General features: G+C 37.5%; 9 protein-coding genes. 6 read left to right on the top strand and 3 right to left on the bottom strand.

All coding sequences use genetic code 11. The annotated features are described in order from the left end of the window. Positions 1 to 14: 14 nt before the first annotated feature. The 3 genes from K7G79_RS03115 to K7G79_RS03105 are packed head-to-tail and all read right to left on the bottom strand — an operon-like array spanning position 15 to position 3,416. Positions 15 to 1,157 carry a CaiB/BaiF CoA-transferase family protein gene (locus tag K7G79_RS03115; protein WP_223549054.1) on the bottom strand — a complete coding sequence of 381 codons (1,143 nt, stop codon included), beginning with the start codon at positions 1,155 to 1,157 and terminating at the stop codon, positions 15 to 17. Between the two features lie 12 nt (positions 1,158 to 1,169). Then, a complete protein-coding gene (locus K7G79_RS03110) occupies positions 1,170 to 2,327 on the bottom strand; it encodes an extracellular solute-binding protein (RefSeq protein ID WP_199114473.1) in 1,158 nt (385 codons plus the stop codon). Positions 2,328 to 2,360: 33 nt separating this feature from the next. Then, the gene (locus tag K7G79_RS03105) at positions 2,361 to 3,416 is read right to left on the bottom strand and encodes an L-rhamnose/proton symporter RhaT (RefSeq protein ID WP_223549053.1); all 1,056 of its coding nucleotides are present in this window, start codon (positions 3,414 to 3,416) and stop codon (positions 2,361 to 2,363) included. Between the two features lie 139 nt (positions 3,417 to 3,555). Between K7G79_RS03105 and K7G79_RS03100 the strand changes: the two genes are divergently transcribed. From K7G79_RS03100 to K7G79_RS03075, 6 genes are all read left to right on the top strand, one after another. Continuing rightward, complete coding sequence (locus K7G79_RS03100) at positions 3,556 to 4,317, top strand: IclR family transcriptional regulator (protein WP_223549051.1); 762 nt, start codon at positions 3,556 to 3,558, stop codon at positions 4,315 to 4,317. 250 nt (positions 4,318 to 4,567) lie between these two features. Next, positions 4,568 to 7,636, top strand: coding sequence for a TonB-dependent receptor (locus K7G79_RS03095; protein WP_223549050.1), 3,069 nt, complete (start codon positions 4,568 to 4,570; stop codon positions 7,634 to 7,636). 11 nt (positions 7,637 to 7,647) lie between these two features. Further along, complete coding sequence (locus tag K7G79_RS03090) at positions 7,648 to 9,132, top strand: RagB/SusD family nutrient uptake outer membrane protein (protein WP_223549048.1); 1,485 nt, start codon at positions 7,648 to 7,650, stop codon at positions 9,130 to 9,132. A gap of 168 nt (positions 9,133 to 9,300) precedes the next feature. Then, positions 9,301 to 11,676 carry a glycoside hydrolase family 3 N-terminal domain-containing protein gene (locus K7G79_RS03085; protein WP_223549046.1) on the top strand — a complete coding sequence of 792 codons (2,376 nt, stop codon included), beginning with the start codon at positions 9,301 to 9,303 and terminating at the stop codon, positions 11,674 to 11,676. A 12-nt stretch (positions 11,677 to 11,688) separates the two neighbouring features. Further along, on the top strand, positions 11,689 to 13,923 hold the full coding sequence (locus K7G79_RS03080; protein WP_223549044.1) for a glycoside hydrolase family 95-like protein: 2,235 nt from the start codon (positions 11,689 to 11,691) through the stop codon (positions 13,921 to 13,923). Positions 13,924 to 14,015: 92 nt separating this feature from the next. After that, positions 14,016 to 17,249, top strand: a complete 3,234-nt coding sequence (locus K7G79_RS03075) for a GH116 family glycosyl hydrolase (protein WP_223549042.1) — start codon at positions 14,016 to 14,018, stop codon at positions 17,247 to 17,249. Positions 17,250 to 17,453: the final 204 nt, after the last annotated feature.

The raw sequence follows: 17,453 nt of genomic DNA, 5'->3' as shown, positions 1-17,453 counted from the left end.
GAATATATCCATAGTTATAAACTAAATTCTTTGATGATACGCTCTGTATCCTCTCCCAATTTCGGGCCAGATTTTGTATTGTAGTAACGTTCTTCGTTAATTCTAATAGGGCATCTTGTTGTGCGAATGTTTTTTCCGTTGGATGTTATAATATCTTGATCCATTTGTAAAGCTTTGTAGCCTTCATGTTCCAAAAGATCTTTGTAGCTGTAAACGTTGGAGCACCAAATATTTTCCTTTTCAAGTAATACAAGCCATTGTTCGGTAGTTTTAGTAATAAAGACACTGCGCAGCAGATCCATTATTTCGTTACGTTTGTCAAACCAATTTTTCTCTAGTTTATAGGCTCTAGGAATATCTATTTGCAACAATGTTGCAAGTTTGGTGATCGGTGTCATTGCTAAAGATAAATAGCCATCCTTGGTTTTGTAAATGCCATAAGGAGCACTTAAGTAGGCATGTGCATTCCCTTGCTTTGCACGTTTAGGGTGTTTGCCGCCATCATTAAAGTGAGTTGTTAAAACTTCAAACTGAAAATCGAGGGTAGATTCTAAAAGGCTAACTTCTATCAGGCCCCCTTTTTGTGTTTTGCCACGTCTAATAAGTGCCGCTAAAATTCCCTGTGCTAGATGTATACCGGTTAAAATATCGCATACGGCTAATCCCATAGGGGTTGGATGGTCGTTTGCGGATCCGGATAAATAGCTTAAGCCCGACAAAGCCTGAATTAATAAGTCTTGTCCAGGCTTTTTTGCCCAGGGGCCTAACGGTCCATAACCAGAAACAACACCATAAACCATTTTTGGATTTATACCTCTTACTGTTTCATAATCCAAACCAATCTTTTCCATAACTCCTGGCCTAAAGTTATGAGTCATGACATCGGCAGATATTATTAATTTTTTTATTCGTTTTAAGTCTTCAGGATTTTTTAGGTCTGCAGTATAGGATTCTTTATTTCTGTTAATTGTATGGAACAACAAGCTGTCATCGTCAATAAATAGGTTTTTAATTGCCAGTTGTCTGCTCCCTTCGCCAACCTCAGGACGTTCAATTTTAATGACACGAGCACCTAAATCCGCTAATCTCAATCCAGCTGACGGACCAGCCATGAACTGACTAAATTCAATAACTAATATGCCTTCTAAAGGTTTCATTTGATGTATTTCTTATAATTTAAGGGATTCAGCATATAAAGCGTTCATTTTATCTACAGCAGCTTCAATAGAAACTTTTCCAGAAACAGCCTCATGTATTACTGGACTTGCATTGTCCTGAAAATACATGTATCCATAGTACTGAGGGCGCATTATAGCTTTATCTAAGGTTTGTAATGTGTCTTTAAAAAAGTTTTTACTTTGTTTGTTTACTTCTTCGTTCAACCATGACTTCCTATGTCCTGGTTGTCCTCCAAAGTCAAAATATAAACCTGATTGTATTTTTTCAGTAGCGTTAAATTCGGCATACTGCATTGCAACTTTGGCGTGTTTGGTTTTAGAAGATACCGCTATTCCGGCGCCACCTAAAACAGAGCGTAACCTTTTGCCGTTTAAAGTCACCAAACTTCCAGCTTTTAAGACCTTGTCGGCATAATTCTTTTTCGAATAATTGGAGTACCCATAATTAAATGGACTATATACGATCTCATCTGTACTGGTCATAAGTTCAGCGATATGTATTGGATTCATTTCTAAACAATATGAAGGTGCTAAGTCAACCAGCTTTTTGTACATTTTTATGGCATCTATCATGATTTCCCGTGGGGCTACTACGATTTTGCTAGTGAAAACAGAGGCGCCTAAGGCCTCACATAGCATATAATGATGCATTAATGTGTCTATAGGGATGGATGCAAAAGCTACTTTTCCGGTTTTGGTTAGTGTTAATAAATCTTCCCATGTATTAGGAATTTGAATGTTCTGTTGATGTATCAAATCTTCCCTCCAGGTAGCTATAGGGGTTGCTGCATCAGTTGCCAATGTCCATTGTTTGCCATTGACGTTGTAACTGGCATGTGATTTTCCCACACTGTTGTTCGCTAATTCTTCAATAAATTCGGCATTTAAATAATCATTAAAAGCCAGTAGGTTGTTGTCACGAGCTGCTATTGAAACATGAGGGTTGTCCATAATCAACAAATCGTAGTTATTTGTTAATTCATCAAGCGAAGCATCGGCAAATGCTTGAAGCGATCTTTTCTCCCATGTAATTCTCATATTTGGGTTTAACTCTTCAAATCGCTGCGCAGTGGCCACTACAGAGGTGAATCCCCGGGTATGATTCCAGGCAATGCCTTTTAAGGATATGTTGTTTTTATTTGTGTCCATTTTTAACTTATGCTTTTACGGGTATTGTTTGTGCTAGTGGGATCCAAGCGTGCTTCCATAGGTAATTATTACGAAAGAGCATACCAAAACAATCAATCCGGTAATTAGTACTATGTAGGTTTGTTTGGAGACGTTTTTCCATTCTTTCATTAATACCCCAACGAGGTAACTAAAAAAGATAAGCATGGCCATATGGATGGCCCAACTTGCAAATTTGAAATTACCCATTCTAACATGCCCCAGGCCATAAAAGAAAAATTGTAAATACCACAATCCTCCTGTTAGTATGGAGAGAAACGTGTTTAAGCCCCATGTTTTGTAACCCAAAGATTTTACGGCAACTACTTCCTTTATGGTGTTTTTTCGAAAGCCCAAAACAACAAACCAGATAAAGTTTGTGGCAAAAGTGCCCGAAGTGGAGAGGAATAGATTGGCATTGCCTTCAAAATGACCTGCTCCATATTTATGGGCAATTTCTGCAACCGGAGCCCCCAATTCAAGGGAAACACCAAAAATGGCAGAAAAAACACCAGCAAATATAGCTAGGGCCAAGCCCTTCCTTAAATTAAAACCGTTGGCATTTAATTGGTTGGATGCTTTCAAATCTTTCTCTTTTTTACGTCCTGCCAATCCGCATAAAAAAACACCAAGCAAAGAGCATAGCATGCCTGCTAAAACAACCATACTTCCTGGTTTTGAAAACTGCTCTATAAGTGTGCCGTGTATGATTAAAGGGACTATAGTGCCCAAAACAGCAGAGAGCCCAATTGAAATGGTATAAGTAAGTGAAAACCCAATATGTTTTATGGCAAAACCAAATGCCATACCGCCAAAACCGTATACAGCCCCCAGTAAAAATGCGTTAAACATGACTGGCGAAGGGGACTCAATAAATACTTTCCATAAGTTTGGAACCGTTAGGTAACCAATAACAAGTGGGAAAACCAACCAGGCAAATATGGCCTGAACCAGCCAGTAGCTATTCCAAGACCATTTGTTAACTTTCTGAAACGGCAAGTAACAGGTTGAAGCCGATATACCTCCTAGGGAATGATGAAAAATGCCTATTATAGTATTTAGTGAATTCATGTTTTCAAATATAAATATAAAATTTAAATACGATAAAATGTTTTGATTTTATTTTTAAAAACATAATCACGTTAAATTAATTTTATACTTTTATGGCTTAGGTGTGTTTGTATAACAATGAAGCTATATTATTGTAAGTATGACTAAGTATAACTCTCCAGCTCTGGTTAAGGGCTTAGATATTATTGAATATCTTTCGATGCAGGCCGTAGATCAGTCGCAAACTGAGATTGCTACGGGGATCAATAAAAAACCAAATGAAATTTATCGTATGTTGGTTTGTTTGGAGGAAAGGGGGTATATAATAAAGAGTCATGTTTCTGGCAAGTACAAACTGTCTTTGAAATTGTATTACCTGGCTCATAGGCACCCTCCTCTATATGCGTTAAGGTCTGCCGCTTTTTATCCGATGCAAGAATTGGCAGGTTTTTCAAAGCAATCATGTCACATGTCTATTTTAAACTTTGATGAGCTTCTAATTGTTTCTGAATGCTCTAGTCCTGGCCCTGTGTCGCTTTCGGTGGAAGTGGGGAGTAGGTTTCCTTTGTTTAATTCTACCTCGGGTCGTATTATGTTGTCTCAATTAAAAGAAGAGGAGCAATTGACCTATTTAAATAGGAATGCGAATTTCAGTGATTTGAATGAGGTTGATAAGTTAGATTATTTAAGTGAAATAAAGTTGGTCGCTGAAAAAGGGTATGATTTAAAAGAAAGTGAAACGACTAAAGGTGTTATTGATATTGGAGTGCCAATTTATATTCCTGAGATTAATATTCTTGGGGCTTTAGTTGTGACTATGTTGTCAGGTCAGGTTCAAGAGCTTCTTGGCTCGGATAAAATTCTCAATAAGATTAAAGAGACCGTTAAATCAATCAAGAAGAATTTGGGGGTCGATCTATAGGGGAAGGTATTTTATTCTGTATTAATTTTTCCATTTCTTAAAATTTGATTAGCCTAATTAATGAGGTTAGTTATTTATATATGAAAAAAATATTCTGAATAAATTGTTTATATATGAATAATTTTTGTAAATTGCCTCTCTAAATTTAAAAACAATCTTAATATGTATAAAAAAACTATTTCAAGTATTGGCTTTTAATAGCGGTGCTAACTAATTAAACAACAATTAATAACCTATTAACAAAAATCTTATGAAATTAAATCAACTAAAAAAGCCATTTCTAGGCATTTTGGTATTAGTATCTCTCTTCTGTTTTAATGCAAATGCATTGGTAGATGGCGATACTTCTGTGTTACAGTCGGATATTTCGGGAACTGTAACAGACGATTCGGGCATGCCTCTGCCTGGTGTAACGGTATTAAACACACAAACAAACGATGGCGTTGCAACCGATTTTGACGGTAAGTATACTATTTCTGCGTCTCAAGGTGATGTTTTGCAGTTTTCTTATGTAGGAATGCAAACCAAAGAAATCACAGTAGGGTCTGACACAACAATAGATGTTGTATTAACAATATCGCAATTGGATGAAATTGTTGTTATTGGATATGGTAAGCAAAAGAAAATCAACTTAACAGGATCAGTTGCTAATATTGATGATGAAGAACTTACCAAGCGCCCAATAAATAATGTAGCCAATATGTTGCAGGGAAAGTTAACAGGAGTTAGGATTAACCAGGGGTCAGGGCAACCTGGAAAGGAAAATACTTATATAAGGATAAGGGGTACGGGTACATTTAGTGGCGCTGGTAGTAATCCCTTGGTGATTATTGACGGTATTGCAGGTTCTTTAGATAATATTGATCCTGAGAATGTAGAGTCTATTTCCGTTTTAAAGGATGCGGCTTCTGCTTCAATTTATGGTGCCAGAGCGGCTAATGGTGTGATTGTTGTCACTACCAAAACAGGAAATAAGGAAGGTATTGATATTAGTTACCATGGAAATGTGGCTTATCATTCTGCTGCAGTATTGCCGGATTTTGTTAATAATTCTGTTGAGTATATGGAAATGTGGAATACTGCACATTCAAGACAGGGTATACCTAACCTTTTTTCTCAATCACAAATTGATTCTTACAGAAATGCAGGGCCGAACGACCCTCAATATCCTAATTTTAATTGGTTGGACCATTCTATTAGAACTGTGCCCGTTCATAGACATAACTTAAGTGTTTCTGGAGGCAATGAAAAAACTCATTTTTATGCTAATTTAGGATATTGGGATCAAGAAGGAACTGTTATTGGTCATAATTACAAAAGGTATACGGGACAGTTGAATTTAGATACAAAAATAACTGATAAACTTACTTTCGGTACTAATATTAGCATGGCAATAGGAGATAGAAAAGAGCCGTGGTTAACCGATTCCGATTTTCTTTTAATTGTATATGGAGCACAACCTATGTACAGTCCTTATTTAGCTGATGGCAGTGGAAGGTATAGCCATAACGCTTGGCCAGAGTTTTGGGTAAATAGAAATCCCGAGTTTGTAGCCAATGAAGGAGGGAACTTTTTTGAGTCAAAGAACATAAGGGTTAATGCTTTTTTGAAATATGATATCCTTCCTGAGTTGACTTGGGAGATTAAAGGGTCTATCGATTATTCCGATTCCTTTAATAAATTTGTAAATTATCCCATAGAAGCCTATTCTTTTGCTACTGGTGAGTATTATTCTGATGGGTGGCCAGTGTTTAATGGAGTGCGTAACAGGTTTGAAAAAAGCCAGTTGCCAACATTTTATACAACATTAAATTATTCAAAAGAGTTTTCTGGAGGACACAATGTGTCGGCTTTAGTGGGCTATAATCAAGAGGAATTCCATTGGAGATATTTAGAAGGCTCTAGAAGGGCATTTAATTTTCCTCAATTAACTGAGATAAATGCCGGAAATTCTGATGGTCAAGGTCTTGGTGGTACAGCGACTGAGTGGGCTATTCAATCCTATTTTGGTAGACTGACCTATAATTATAAAGAGCGCTATTTGTTTGAAGCCAATGCGAGGTATGATGGAACATCAAGAATCTTTAAAGATAATAGGTGGGGGTTCTTTCCGTCGGTTTCCGCTGGATGGCGCGTTTCCAACGAAGCTTTTATGCAGGATGTGGATTGGGTGGATAATTTAAAACTTAGAGCATCATGGGGTGAATTGGGTAACCAAAATATTGGCAACTATCCTTATCAAGATGTTTTGTCAACGGTTGCTTATCCATTAGGTTCTGGTCTAGACCAAGGGGTTGTTCAAAATCGCCTAACCGATAAAACCTTGGAGTGGGAAAAAACGACCAGCACCGACATAGGTGTGGATTTATCATTTGGTAATGGATTGTTCTCAATGGTTTTTGATTGGTACAAGAAAGAAACGACAGGTATTTTGAGGCGAGCAGAAATACCTGCTAGTGTTGGACTTTCTGCACCGACTATCAATTTCGCCTCAATGGAAAACAAAGGTATAGAACTTTTATTGGGTCATAAAAATAAAGTAGGTGAATTGTCATATGCTGTTGATTTTAATTTTTCTAAAAACAAAAATGAAGTAACTAAAGTAAGTGCTCCTAGTTATGGAAGAAACTCTACGGTTGAAGGACATCCTATAGGAGAATATTATATGATAGAATGGGATGGGATATTCCAATCTCAGGCCGAAATAAATTCGGCACCTACCCACCCAGGGAATCCACAACCAGGAGATTTAAGATTTAGAGATGCTAATGGTGATGGGGTTATTAATGGAGATGATAGAGTTTTTGTTGATGGGGTGCAACCAGATTTTACATATGGAGGCAATATTAACCTTCAATGGAGAAATTGGGATATGTCTGTGTTTTTTCAAGGTGTTGAAGGACAAAAATACTATTTAACCTGGTGGGCGTTTTGGCCCTTTACCCAAGGGACTGCTCCTACAACAGATTGGAGAAATGCCTGGACACCGCAAAACCCAAGTCAAACTATGCCTGCCTTGTGGACATTTTCTACCTATGGTTATACACCAATGTCTGGTACCGAGAATACATATTACTTGCAAGATGCATCCTATATGAGAATTAAGAACCTTCAAATTGGTTACAACCTGCCAAAAGAAGTCTGTGAGAAGATAAAATTAAAAGATGCGAGAATTTATTTCTCAGGGGATAACCTATTTACCTTTACTAAAATGAAACATGTTGACCCCGAAAGACTGGGGACTGAATGGTGGAGTACTAGAGGAAGTGTGTACCCACAAACAAAGATATTGTCTATGGGAGTTAAACTTAAATTATAATAAAAAAAGATATGAAAAATAATATAATAATATTTGGGTTATCCATTCTTTTGATGTGCTCTTCTTGTAGTGATAATTTTTTGGATAAAAACCCATTAGACGAAGTTTCCAGCCAAACTTTCTGGAAAAGTGAAGATGATGCTTATATTGCCTTAGTAGGAGTTTATAGTCGCTTGCAGGCAAGTATTTATAGTGTAACACGATACAATTTAGATTGCCTGACAGACAATGGTTATAATTTTCAAAACGCAGATCAGGTACAGAATATTTCAAGGGGTGATATATTGCCTTCAACTGGAGGAGTAATTAATACCATGTATAATGACGCATATAAAGGTATCTCTTCTTGTAATGTGTTTTTGCAAAATATAGCCGACTTAGAAATGAGTCAAACTACAAAAAGTCGTTATGTAGGAGAGGTAAAATTTATTCGTGCCTGGTTCTATTTTAATTTGCAACAATTTTATGGAGATGTTGTAATTTATGAAACACCTCCTACAGTTGAAGAGTCTAGGATTAAGCAAAGTTCTAGTCAGCAGGTTTTGGATTTAATTCATCGTGATTTAGATGATGCCATTGCTAGTCTTCCCAATGAATCCTATACTGGTAATATTGTAAAAAATTCGGCATTAGCATTAAAAGCTAAAGTGCATTTACATAGTGGGGAATGGTCTCAGGCTGCGACATTAGCAGGGCAAGTTATGGCTTCAGGGAAAACGAGTCTTTACAATGATTTTACAGGACTTTTCTTAACCTCTGGGCAGGAATCCAATCCAGATGAGATTTTGTTTTCTACAAAATTTTTAGCACCAGACAATACCCATTGGTATCAAATTTATGTGGCATGGTGGTTACAGCCAAACCCCAGACAGGAACTGGTTGATGCATATCAGGCTACAGATGGATTGCCTATTACATCATCTCCATTATATAATCCAGCAGATCCTTATGTTAACAGGGATCCAAGATTATTGCAAACCGTACAAGTAGAACCTTGGTATATTGATGGGCAATTAATTCAACAAGAGCCTACGGAAACAGGATATGCTATTCAGAAAGGAATTGATAAGACAATTGGCCCTATTGGATATGATGTTCTTAGTGATATGGATATTATTCATTTAAGATATGCCGATGTATTGTTAATGTATGCAGAGGCACAAAATGAAGCTGTTGGACCTGATCAATCGGTGCATGATGCGGTTAACGAAGTGCGCTCTAGACCAAGTGTTAACATGCCAGATCTTCCAACAGGATTAACAAAAGATCAGATGAGGGATCATATCCGATTAGAAAGACGTATTGAATTAGCTTTCGAAGGACATAGGTATTTGGATCTTAAAAGATGGGGAACCATACAAGATGTTTTAAGTGCGGTTGATGAGCCTGGTTTAGGTGTTGGTGGTCTTAACTTTAAATCCCATCATTATAATTGGCCATTTCCTCAGTCTGAGATAGATAGAAACCCCGAATTAGATCAGAAGACAGGGTACTAAAAATAAAAGTTTAGTTTGAGTTAGTTTTTTTTCAATTTGATAAAATGCTGTCTTTTATATGAAGGCAGCATTTTATAATTTTAGATATTTTTCTAGAAGCCATAAGTGATTGAAGTTCATATTTGTTAATAATAGTTTTTTGTAGTGTAATTAAAATTTTATTCTGACATGATAAAGAGGAGAGAATTCCTAAATATAGTTAAGATACAATTTATTTTTGTAGTTTGTTTTTGTTGTGTGGTTCAATTAGGATTTGGCCAAATTGTTTTGCCATATAAAAATCCTGAGCTCTCCACAAAGGAAAGGGTGTCAGACTTGCTGGGACGGATGACATTAGAAGAAAAAATAGCTCAAATGTCAATGCTAAGTTTAAGTAAGTTAGAAACAGATGAGAATGGAAAGGTAATGGATGAGTCTCTTAAAAAGTTGTTTAAAGGAAACAGTGTTGGATGTCTGGAAAGCCCTTTTATTGGCGTAGAGGAGATCGCGAAGTTTTCGGAAGCAGCAGATAAATACTTGAGAGAAAACACCCGATTGGGAATTCCTGGGATACAAATTGCAGAATGCCTGCATGGGCAATTGGCCTTTGGAGCTACCATTTTTCCGCAAGCCATAGCGCAAGGAAGTACCTGGAATCCTGAGTTGATAAAAAAAATGGGACAAATCATAGCACAAGAGGCCACTGCGGGAGGCGTCGACCAGGCACTATCTCCTTTATTTGATTTAGCCAGAGACCCAAGGTATGGGCGTGTTGAAGAATGTTTTGGAGAGGATCCATTTCATGTGGCTGAGATGGGGAAGTCATTTGTAATCGGTATGCAAGGCGATCCAGAGGTTACAAAAAATCACATTCCAGAGAACCATTTAATGTGTACCGCCAAGCATTTTGTAGCCTATAGCACACCTATAGCGGGCATTAATTTAGGTCCGAATGAAGTTGGGATGAGAAACTTAAGAGATCTTCATCTGTATCCATTTAAAAAAGTCGTGCAAGATGCCAATATCTATTCGGTTATGCCTTCATACAACGAAGTCAATGGAATTCCATTACATGCCGATGCATATCTTATACGCGATATTTTAAGAAAGGAATATGGGTTTAACGGTTATGTGTTTTCCGATTATGGAGCCATACACATGTTGGAGTTTTTTCATAAAACATCGGCAAATAAATCAGAAACGGCATTGCAGGCCATTACTGCAGGGGTCGATTTAGAGGCTCCACAGCCATATGCTTATTCAGAATTAAAGAAATTGGTAGAAGATGGACGTTTGTCAGAAGCATTAATAGATGAAGCCGTTACAAACATTTTAACTGTAAAATTTAAAGCAGGGCTTTTTGAAAAACCTTATAAGGCTCCCGAGGATATGTCTAAAATAGTACATACAAAGGAGTCTATAGACGTAGCGCGATACATAGCTGAAGAATCCATTACATTGTTAAAGAACGAAAATGATCTGTTGCCATTAAACCTTTCAGACTACAAATCCATAGCGGTTATCGGGCCTAATGCAGATAGGGTGCAGTACGGAGATTATAGTGCTACTAAGGCAAAATCTTCTGGAGTTACGGTTTTGAAAGGGATAAAGAATTATGTAGGAGATAGGGTAGCTATAAATTATGCGGAAGGCTGTGATATTACCGATTTGAGTACAGAGGGCATTGCCGAAGCAGTAGATGTAGCAACAAAAAGTGATGTTGTAGTTTTGGTAATCGGTGGTACAAGTATGACGCTTTCTGGTATAGGCTGGGGAGAGGATTCTTCTGAAGACCATCCAACATGCGGTGAGGGGTTTGACAGGGCAGATTTAAGACCTCCAGGTGTTCAGCCAGAATTAATAAAAGCAATTCAAAAAACAGGAAAGCCCATTGTAATGGTTATGGTTCATGGAAGGGCTTATGATATAAAATGGGAAAGTGAGCATATACCTGCCATTTTAGACGCTTGGTATCCTGGGGAACAAGGAGGAAATGCCGTAGCAAATATAATTTTTGGCGATGTTAATCCATCAGGTAAGCTTCCTGTTTCATACCCACAAAGTGTTGGTCATGTCCCGGTATTTTATAGTCACCAGCCATCAGGAAGGGGATTTTACCATCAGCCGGGAACAAGAGAGGCGCCAGGACGTGATTATGTGTTTAGCTCAACCGATGCCTTATATCCGTTTGGTTATGGACTAAGTTATACGAAGTTTGAATACTCAGATTTGGTAATAGCGCAAGATGAGATATCTGATGGGCAAAGTGTTAAGCTTTCTCTAAGCATAAAAAATACAGGAAGGCGTGCCGGTAAAGAAGTTGTTCAGGTTTATGTTAATGATAAAATAAGCTCGGTGGCAACACCCGTTAAAAAATTAAAGGCTTTTAAGAAAGTAGCCCTCAACCCATCGGAATCTAAAACAATTGAGTTCGAGATACCTCTTTCAGAACTGGGGCTGTGGGACAGAAATATGGAATACGTTATTGAGCCTGGTGAATTTGAAATTATGGTAGGAAGTTCATCTAAGGATATACTACTTACAGAATCAATTTTTATTAAGTAAATTAAGTTTGAAATGAGGAGGAGCTTCAGGATTACAGGGATCATATCCGTATTTTTAGTGGGCACGTTAATGGCGTGTTCTGATCAAATTGTTAAAGAATGGCTAGCAGGGGGAGTTCCATATCCCGAAATGCTGGAACAGGCAAAAATTACATTAGATAGGTTAGATTCTGCATCTGAAGATGCAGTTATACAAGGCAATGGAGATTTGCATTCCATTTTATATGCAAAAGAAAATCTAATTGTTTTAAGGCTAGCCAAAAATGATGTTTATGATGCACGCATTGATACTGAAGAAGATAAAGAGCTTGCAAGAATTGATATAAAAACAGGAAAAACATCCCGTGAACTTGATTTGCCGCCAAGTTGGAATAAACCCTATCCTTTGTCGATTAACTTTGCGAATGTTGAAATTGATTATTCGGGAAGCCAACAGACAACTATCGATGTTTTTCGTGCCAATGCTAATATTAATGGGGGAGAGATAATTGTTAGGGCATTGTTGCAGGACAACGTTTATTATATAAAAACAGCTCGTAACCTTAAATTAAAAGCCCAGCCCTGGGAGCCAATTCCACCTGCTTTAACAGGAAGTAATGATGGGGTACAATGGGTGAAACAAGAACTGCCACCTGATGAAAGTGGCGATTGGAAAGGTATGCAAGTAGTCACCGCTATGGCCAGTAAAGGAGAAAATCATTATATCGCCGTAGTAAGTTCTCTTGAAGCCGAAAATCCTTTGGATAAAGCCATTGCTTTAGCAAAGCAATATGTGCAAAAGGAGGAAGTTGCCGTAGTTGAGAAGCATGAGGGACTTTGGTATAACTATTGGCAGGCAAGTGGTATAAAGCTATCCGATTTGGAGTTATCAAAAGTATGGTATAGAAATCTTTATTTTGCGCGTTGTGCACAAAACCCAAAATCGCAGGCTATAGGCCTGTTTATAGGTCCGTTACTTCAGCCACTTGATGGTTGGCACGATAATTATACCATAAACTACAATTTTCAACAAACATTTTGGAGCTTCCTAAATACAAATCATATAGAGTTTCTTAATCCTTACAATAAAGTGGTTTTGGATTATTTGCCGCGTGCTCAATGGTTTGCAAAACAAACTTATGGAGTAGAAGGGGCATTCTATCCCCATAATATTTATCGCCATGAGCCTGTTAATCCTGAGCAATGTAAATCCAACAATAACAGGATGTTTGCTGGAGGTCCTTGGGCTTATACGTTGGGGCTCTCAGGTTTTTTAATGCACAATTTATGGCTCTCCTATAAATATTGTCCAACAGAAGCGCAATTGAACAAGATATATCCTGCCATTCGTGAAATGGCTCGATTTTATGCCGCTTTTTCTGAACAATGTAGCCTTGATAATGAAGGCTATTTAATTTTAGGACCGACTGTGTCCCCAGAGCATATGCCTTTTGGAGTATATAACTGCCCTTTTGATATTGCTTTCATGAAATTAATGTTTGTAGGTTTTCTTGAAGCTTCCGAAAAACTAAATGCGGATTTGGAATTGGCACAAAAAGTAAGGAAATATTTAAAGAGACTTCCTCCGTACCCTATAGATAAGGAGTCGGGTTATTTAGTGGACAGAAATGCAGGGAAACCATTGGAGTATAACATACCTGTACCAACGACACCTATATTTCCAGCAGAACAAATTACATTTTTTTCCTCTGAGGACGACAGGGAACTTTTTACCAAAACCTTACAGAATATTAAAACCAATGGTAATAATTCTACCATAATGCTTGCCGTTGCAAAAGCAAGATTAAGTACCCCAGATGCCTTATCCTGGCTAAAGGAACAAATAGGAATGCGGCAAAAACCAAACGGGAGTTTGAATTTATCTGGACAAAATGCCGCATTCAATGGTTTTGGGCATTACACGGAAATGTTTGCTGTTTCAGGTGCTGTATCAGAGCTACTTCTTCAAAGCGTTGATAATATCATTCGCATTTTTCCTGCCTGGCCAAAAAATAAAGATGCTGAATTTTCCACGCTTCGTACCGCCGGAGGCTTTTTAGTTTCGGCGAGTCAAGAAGATTCAGAGATTAAAGTTGTTGAGGTTAAGTCCACTGTGGGTGGTACGTTCCGTTTTTTAAGTCCTTGGAAAGTGACCCAGATAAAAAACGATAACAACGCTATGCTTCAGGAAATAAAGGTCGACGACAATGGGATTGTGTATTTTGAAACGAAACCAGGAGAACATTATACATTAACCAGGTCGAAGTAAATTAATTTGTTTGGCTATAATTTGTAAACTTCCGAAATGGGAGGGTAATTATTTAAGAATCAATCATACAGATATAAAATGATAAAATTCAGATGTTTGTTTTTATTACGAGAGTAAAGATTAGTAATGTTAAATATAGTTTAATACTTATAACAATAAGTATTATAGGTATTAATTACCCTAGCAATGCCCAGGATGCTATCAACAGTTATGAGCATTATGTGCCTGCAGAGAAAAACCTGAGTAAGGAATGGTTAGAAATGATTTATACAAGGGGAGAGCGAAAAGTGTATCGGGGTGACGAGTTGTTTACAATTGGTATGCCGTGCGGAGGTATTGGTGCCGGTCAGCTGTATGTGAGAGGAGATGGAACACTGGCACGTTGGTGGATTTTTAACGATAACTACAACACAACATTTTATCAGGAAACTACACATGAAAAAGGTTATAAAACTTATAGACCAGAATCGGATGTTAATCAGGGCTTTGCTATTCAAACAAAAACAAAAAAAGGACAGGTTATAAAGCTGCCCCTAAGTCAGGAAGGGTTTAACGATATAGGATTTATAGGTGAATACCCCATTGCAACTATCATGTATGAGCAACCCAAAGAGAATATCCCTGTTGATATTGAGCTTGAAGTGTTCTCTCCTTTTATCCCATTAGATGCACGTAATTCGGCAATACCGGCTACTATTTTTAGTTATAAAGTAACAAATTCATCAAAAGAAGAAGTAGATGTTAAAATTGACGGATGGCTCGAAAATGCTATTTTAAAAAAGTACAATACTCAAGTTAAAGCAAAACGTTACAACTCAGTTTACAATAACGAAAGCTTTGTGGCCGCATATATGAATCTTGTGAATTCTGACGGTAAAAACCAAATTTCTGAATCAATTGACCTTATAGAAGATTTTGAGACGACAATAGTAAATGCTGATGGAACACCAGGAGATTTAGGTAGTTTAATAAATTGGAATATTGAGGGAGATGCATTTGGAGACAAAGCCGCAAGTATTTATCAGGTACAGCAAGGTAATGATGGCGAGCTCGTATGGGGATTTAAAGGGCACGAGGGCAGTCATTTCCTTTTTAGTCAATTGAATGGAATTGATAAAGTTGGAAAAGCTAAACGTAAAGTAAATATAACTCAAAACTATATCTCATTTTTGATAGCCGGTAAAAACTCAGCTCACGAAAGCAAAGGAGGATCGTGTTGCGTTAATTTGTTGGTCGATGGGGAAGTTGTTAGGACAGCAACCGGAGAAGATAATTGGAAAATGAGCCTGGTATCCTGGGACGTGTCCAACTATCGTGGGCAAAATGCAACTATTGAAATTATTGATACTGATGAAAATGGTGCTTTAGCGGTTGATTATTTTAGGTTTTCTGATGATAAGTTAGAGAAAGAACATATGTTTCCTGTTAATCATGTTGGTTTTGGAAACATGGCCATTGCATTGTTGGATAATGATGGTAAGGCCAATGCTAACTGGATAAATCAAAAAGGGGTTAATGAACATATATCATCACTTAACGATGAAATTAGCGGGGGAGTTTCAAAATATTTCTCATTAAAACCTCATGAAAGTAGAACTATAAGCTTTGTAATTAGTTGGTATTTCCCTAACTATAAAAATGATAGTCCAGGATGTCCTGGTAATGTAGGAAGAATGTACTCCAACTGGTATAACAACTCATTGGATGTGGTAAATTATATTGCCGATCATTATGAAATGCTTTATCAAAGTACTCATAAGTATAGAGATGCCATGTATCTGGAAAGTACTCTGCCATACTGGTTTGTTCAACGAACTGCAGCATCCTCTGCTAATTTGGCTTCGGCTTCAGTTGAATGGTGGAAGAACGGGCGATTTTATTCTTTCGAGGGCGTAGGGTTTTGTCATGGTACCTGTGGTCATGTTTGGAATTATGTACAAACGGTTTCCCGCTTATTCCCGGAATTAGAACGTTCCGTTAGACGTATGCAGGATTTCAATATGGATTTAGCCCAAAAGCAATCGGGGAGAATAAATTTCAGAGGTTTTTATGATAATAGTGAGTCTTTTATGAATTGGGGTTATATTCCAGATGCCCAGGCTGGATATGTTTTAAAGGCATATCGTGAGCACTTGGTGTCTCCTGATTATTCATTTTTAACAGAGCTATGGCCAAATATAAAATTAGCTATGCAATATTTGATAAAAAGGGATGGAAGATATGGAGAAACCGATGGTGTTTTGGAAGGCTTACAGCATTTAACAGATAACCTTGCATGGGGTCCAAATACATTTACAGGTTCGTTATATTTAGCCTCGCTAAGGGCTTCTGAAACAATGGCTTTACAAATGGGGGATACTACTTTTGCTGATGTATGCAATAAGTTGTATCAAAATGGAAGTGATTGGACACTAAAAAATCTATGGAACGGAGAATATTTTATACATAAATATAGTCCAGCACCAGCAGGAGTTTTACCTTCTGAGTTGTTAACAAATTCAGATAGTATTAATTATGGTAATTCTTATGGTAATGGGTGTTTGTCTGATCAGTTATTCGGACAAAACTGGGCACATCAATTGGGCTTAGGCTATGTCTATCCCGAACCAAAAGTTAAAGCCGCTTTGCGAAGTGTATATAAATACAATTGGACTCCCGATGTTGGAACCATCTACAAAGTCAGGAATAAAAGGTTTATTCACTTGGCTGATGTGGGAGAACCCGGAATGGTTGGATTAACTTATCCATATGGTGAGATTCCAGTTAATGCGTTACACCAAAATGACGATCCATGGGTTGGCTATGAATATCAGGTTGCCTCGCATATGTTAAGGGAAGGTCTGCTAACAGAAGGTATGTCAATTGCTTATGGTGCGCATTTGCGCTACGACGGTAAAACAAATAACCCTTGGAACGAGATTGAAGGTGGAGATCATTATACACGTGCGATGGCAGCATGGGGTATGTTACTCGGTATTTCGGGGTTTGAATACGATGGACCCGCTGGTAAAATTGGCTTTGCACCTCGTTTAACACCAGAAAATTTTAAGTGTTTTTACAGCGCAGCTGAGGGATGGGGCTCATATAGTCAAAAACGATTTGAAAATACCCAAGAATGTATATTGAAGGTAGAATGGGGAGTACTAAACCTTAACGAGATTTCTCTTGAGATGCCTTTAAAAGCAAAAATCAAAAATGTTTTAATGCAATTTAATGGCACCAAGAAACAGGTAGACTTTAAACAAGAAGAATCTAAAGTTCGAGTAATTGTTGATGGGATTACAATTAATCAAGGAGAAGAAGTCAAAATGCACTTTCAATGGTAATGAATGCCTTAGAAATAACTTTGTTACCATCTTTTGGAAGGGCAAAGTTATTGGTTTTGAAAAGCTCATTTAGATTGTTTTGATTGAAAAATATGCAGTTGTTAATCTAAATTATAGAGGTCAATAGATAAACACCTATCTTTGTTATTAGTAAACATATAGAAATATGAATATTTTTAAGGGTCAAAATCTTCTAGAGTTCTC

Origin of the sequence: Aestuariivivens sp. NBU2969 (assembly GCF_019931125.1) — a bacterium.
Lineage (GTDB): Bacteria > Bacteroidota > Bacteroidia > Flavobacteriales > Flavobacteriaceae > Aestuariivivens > Aestuariivivens marinum.
The sequence above is the reverse complement of the archived record's forward strand: the minus strand, read 5'-3'. Positions and strand labels throughout refer to the sequence as shown.

Bases quoted from the DNA above. Each gene is read 5' to 3' on its own strand.
- K7G79_RS03080 (WP_223549044.1), top strand. From the start codon at position 11,689: ATGAGGAGGAGCTTCAGGATTACAGGGATCATATCCGTATTTTTAGTG.
- K7G79_RS03115 (WP_223549054.1), bottom strand. From the start codon at position 1,157: ATGAAACCTTTAGAAGGCATATTAGTTATTGAATTTAGTCAGTTCATG.
- K7G79_RS03090 (WP_223549048.1), top strand. From the start codon at position 7,648: ATGAAAAATAATATAATAATATTTGGGTTATCCATTCTTTTGATGTGC.
- K7G79_RS03075 (WP_223549042.1), top strand. From the start codon at position 14,016: ATGTTTGTTTTTATTACGAGAGTAAAGATTAGTAATGTTAAATATAGT.
- K7G79_RS03110 (WP_199114473.1), bottom strand. From the start codon at position 2,327: ATGGACACAAATAAAAACAACATATCCTTAAAAGGCATTGCCTGGAAT.
- K7G79_RS03105 (WP_223549053.1), bottom strand. From the start codon at position 3,416: ATGAATTCACTAAATACTATAATAGGCATTTTTCATCATTCCCTAGGA.
- K7G79_RS03095 (WP_223549050.1), top strand. From the start codon at position 4,568: ATGAAATTAAATCAACTAAAAAAGCCATTTCTAGGCATTTTGGTATTA.
- K7G79_RS03100 (WP_223549051.1), top strand. From the start codon at position 3,556: ATGACTAAGTATAACTCTCCAGCTCTGGTTAAGGGCTTAGATATTATT.
- K7G79_RS03085 (WP_223549046.1), top strand. From the start codon at position 9,301: ATGATAAAGAGGAGAGAATTCCTAAATATAGTTAAGATACAATTTATT.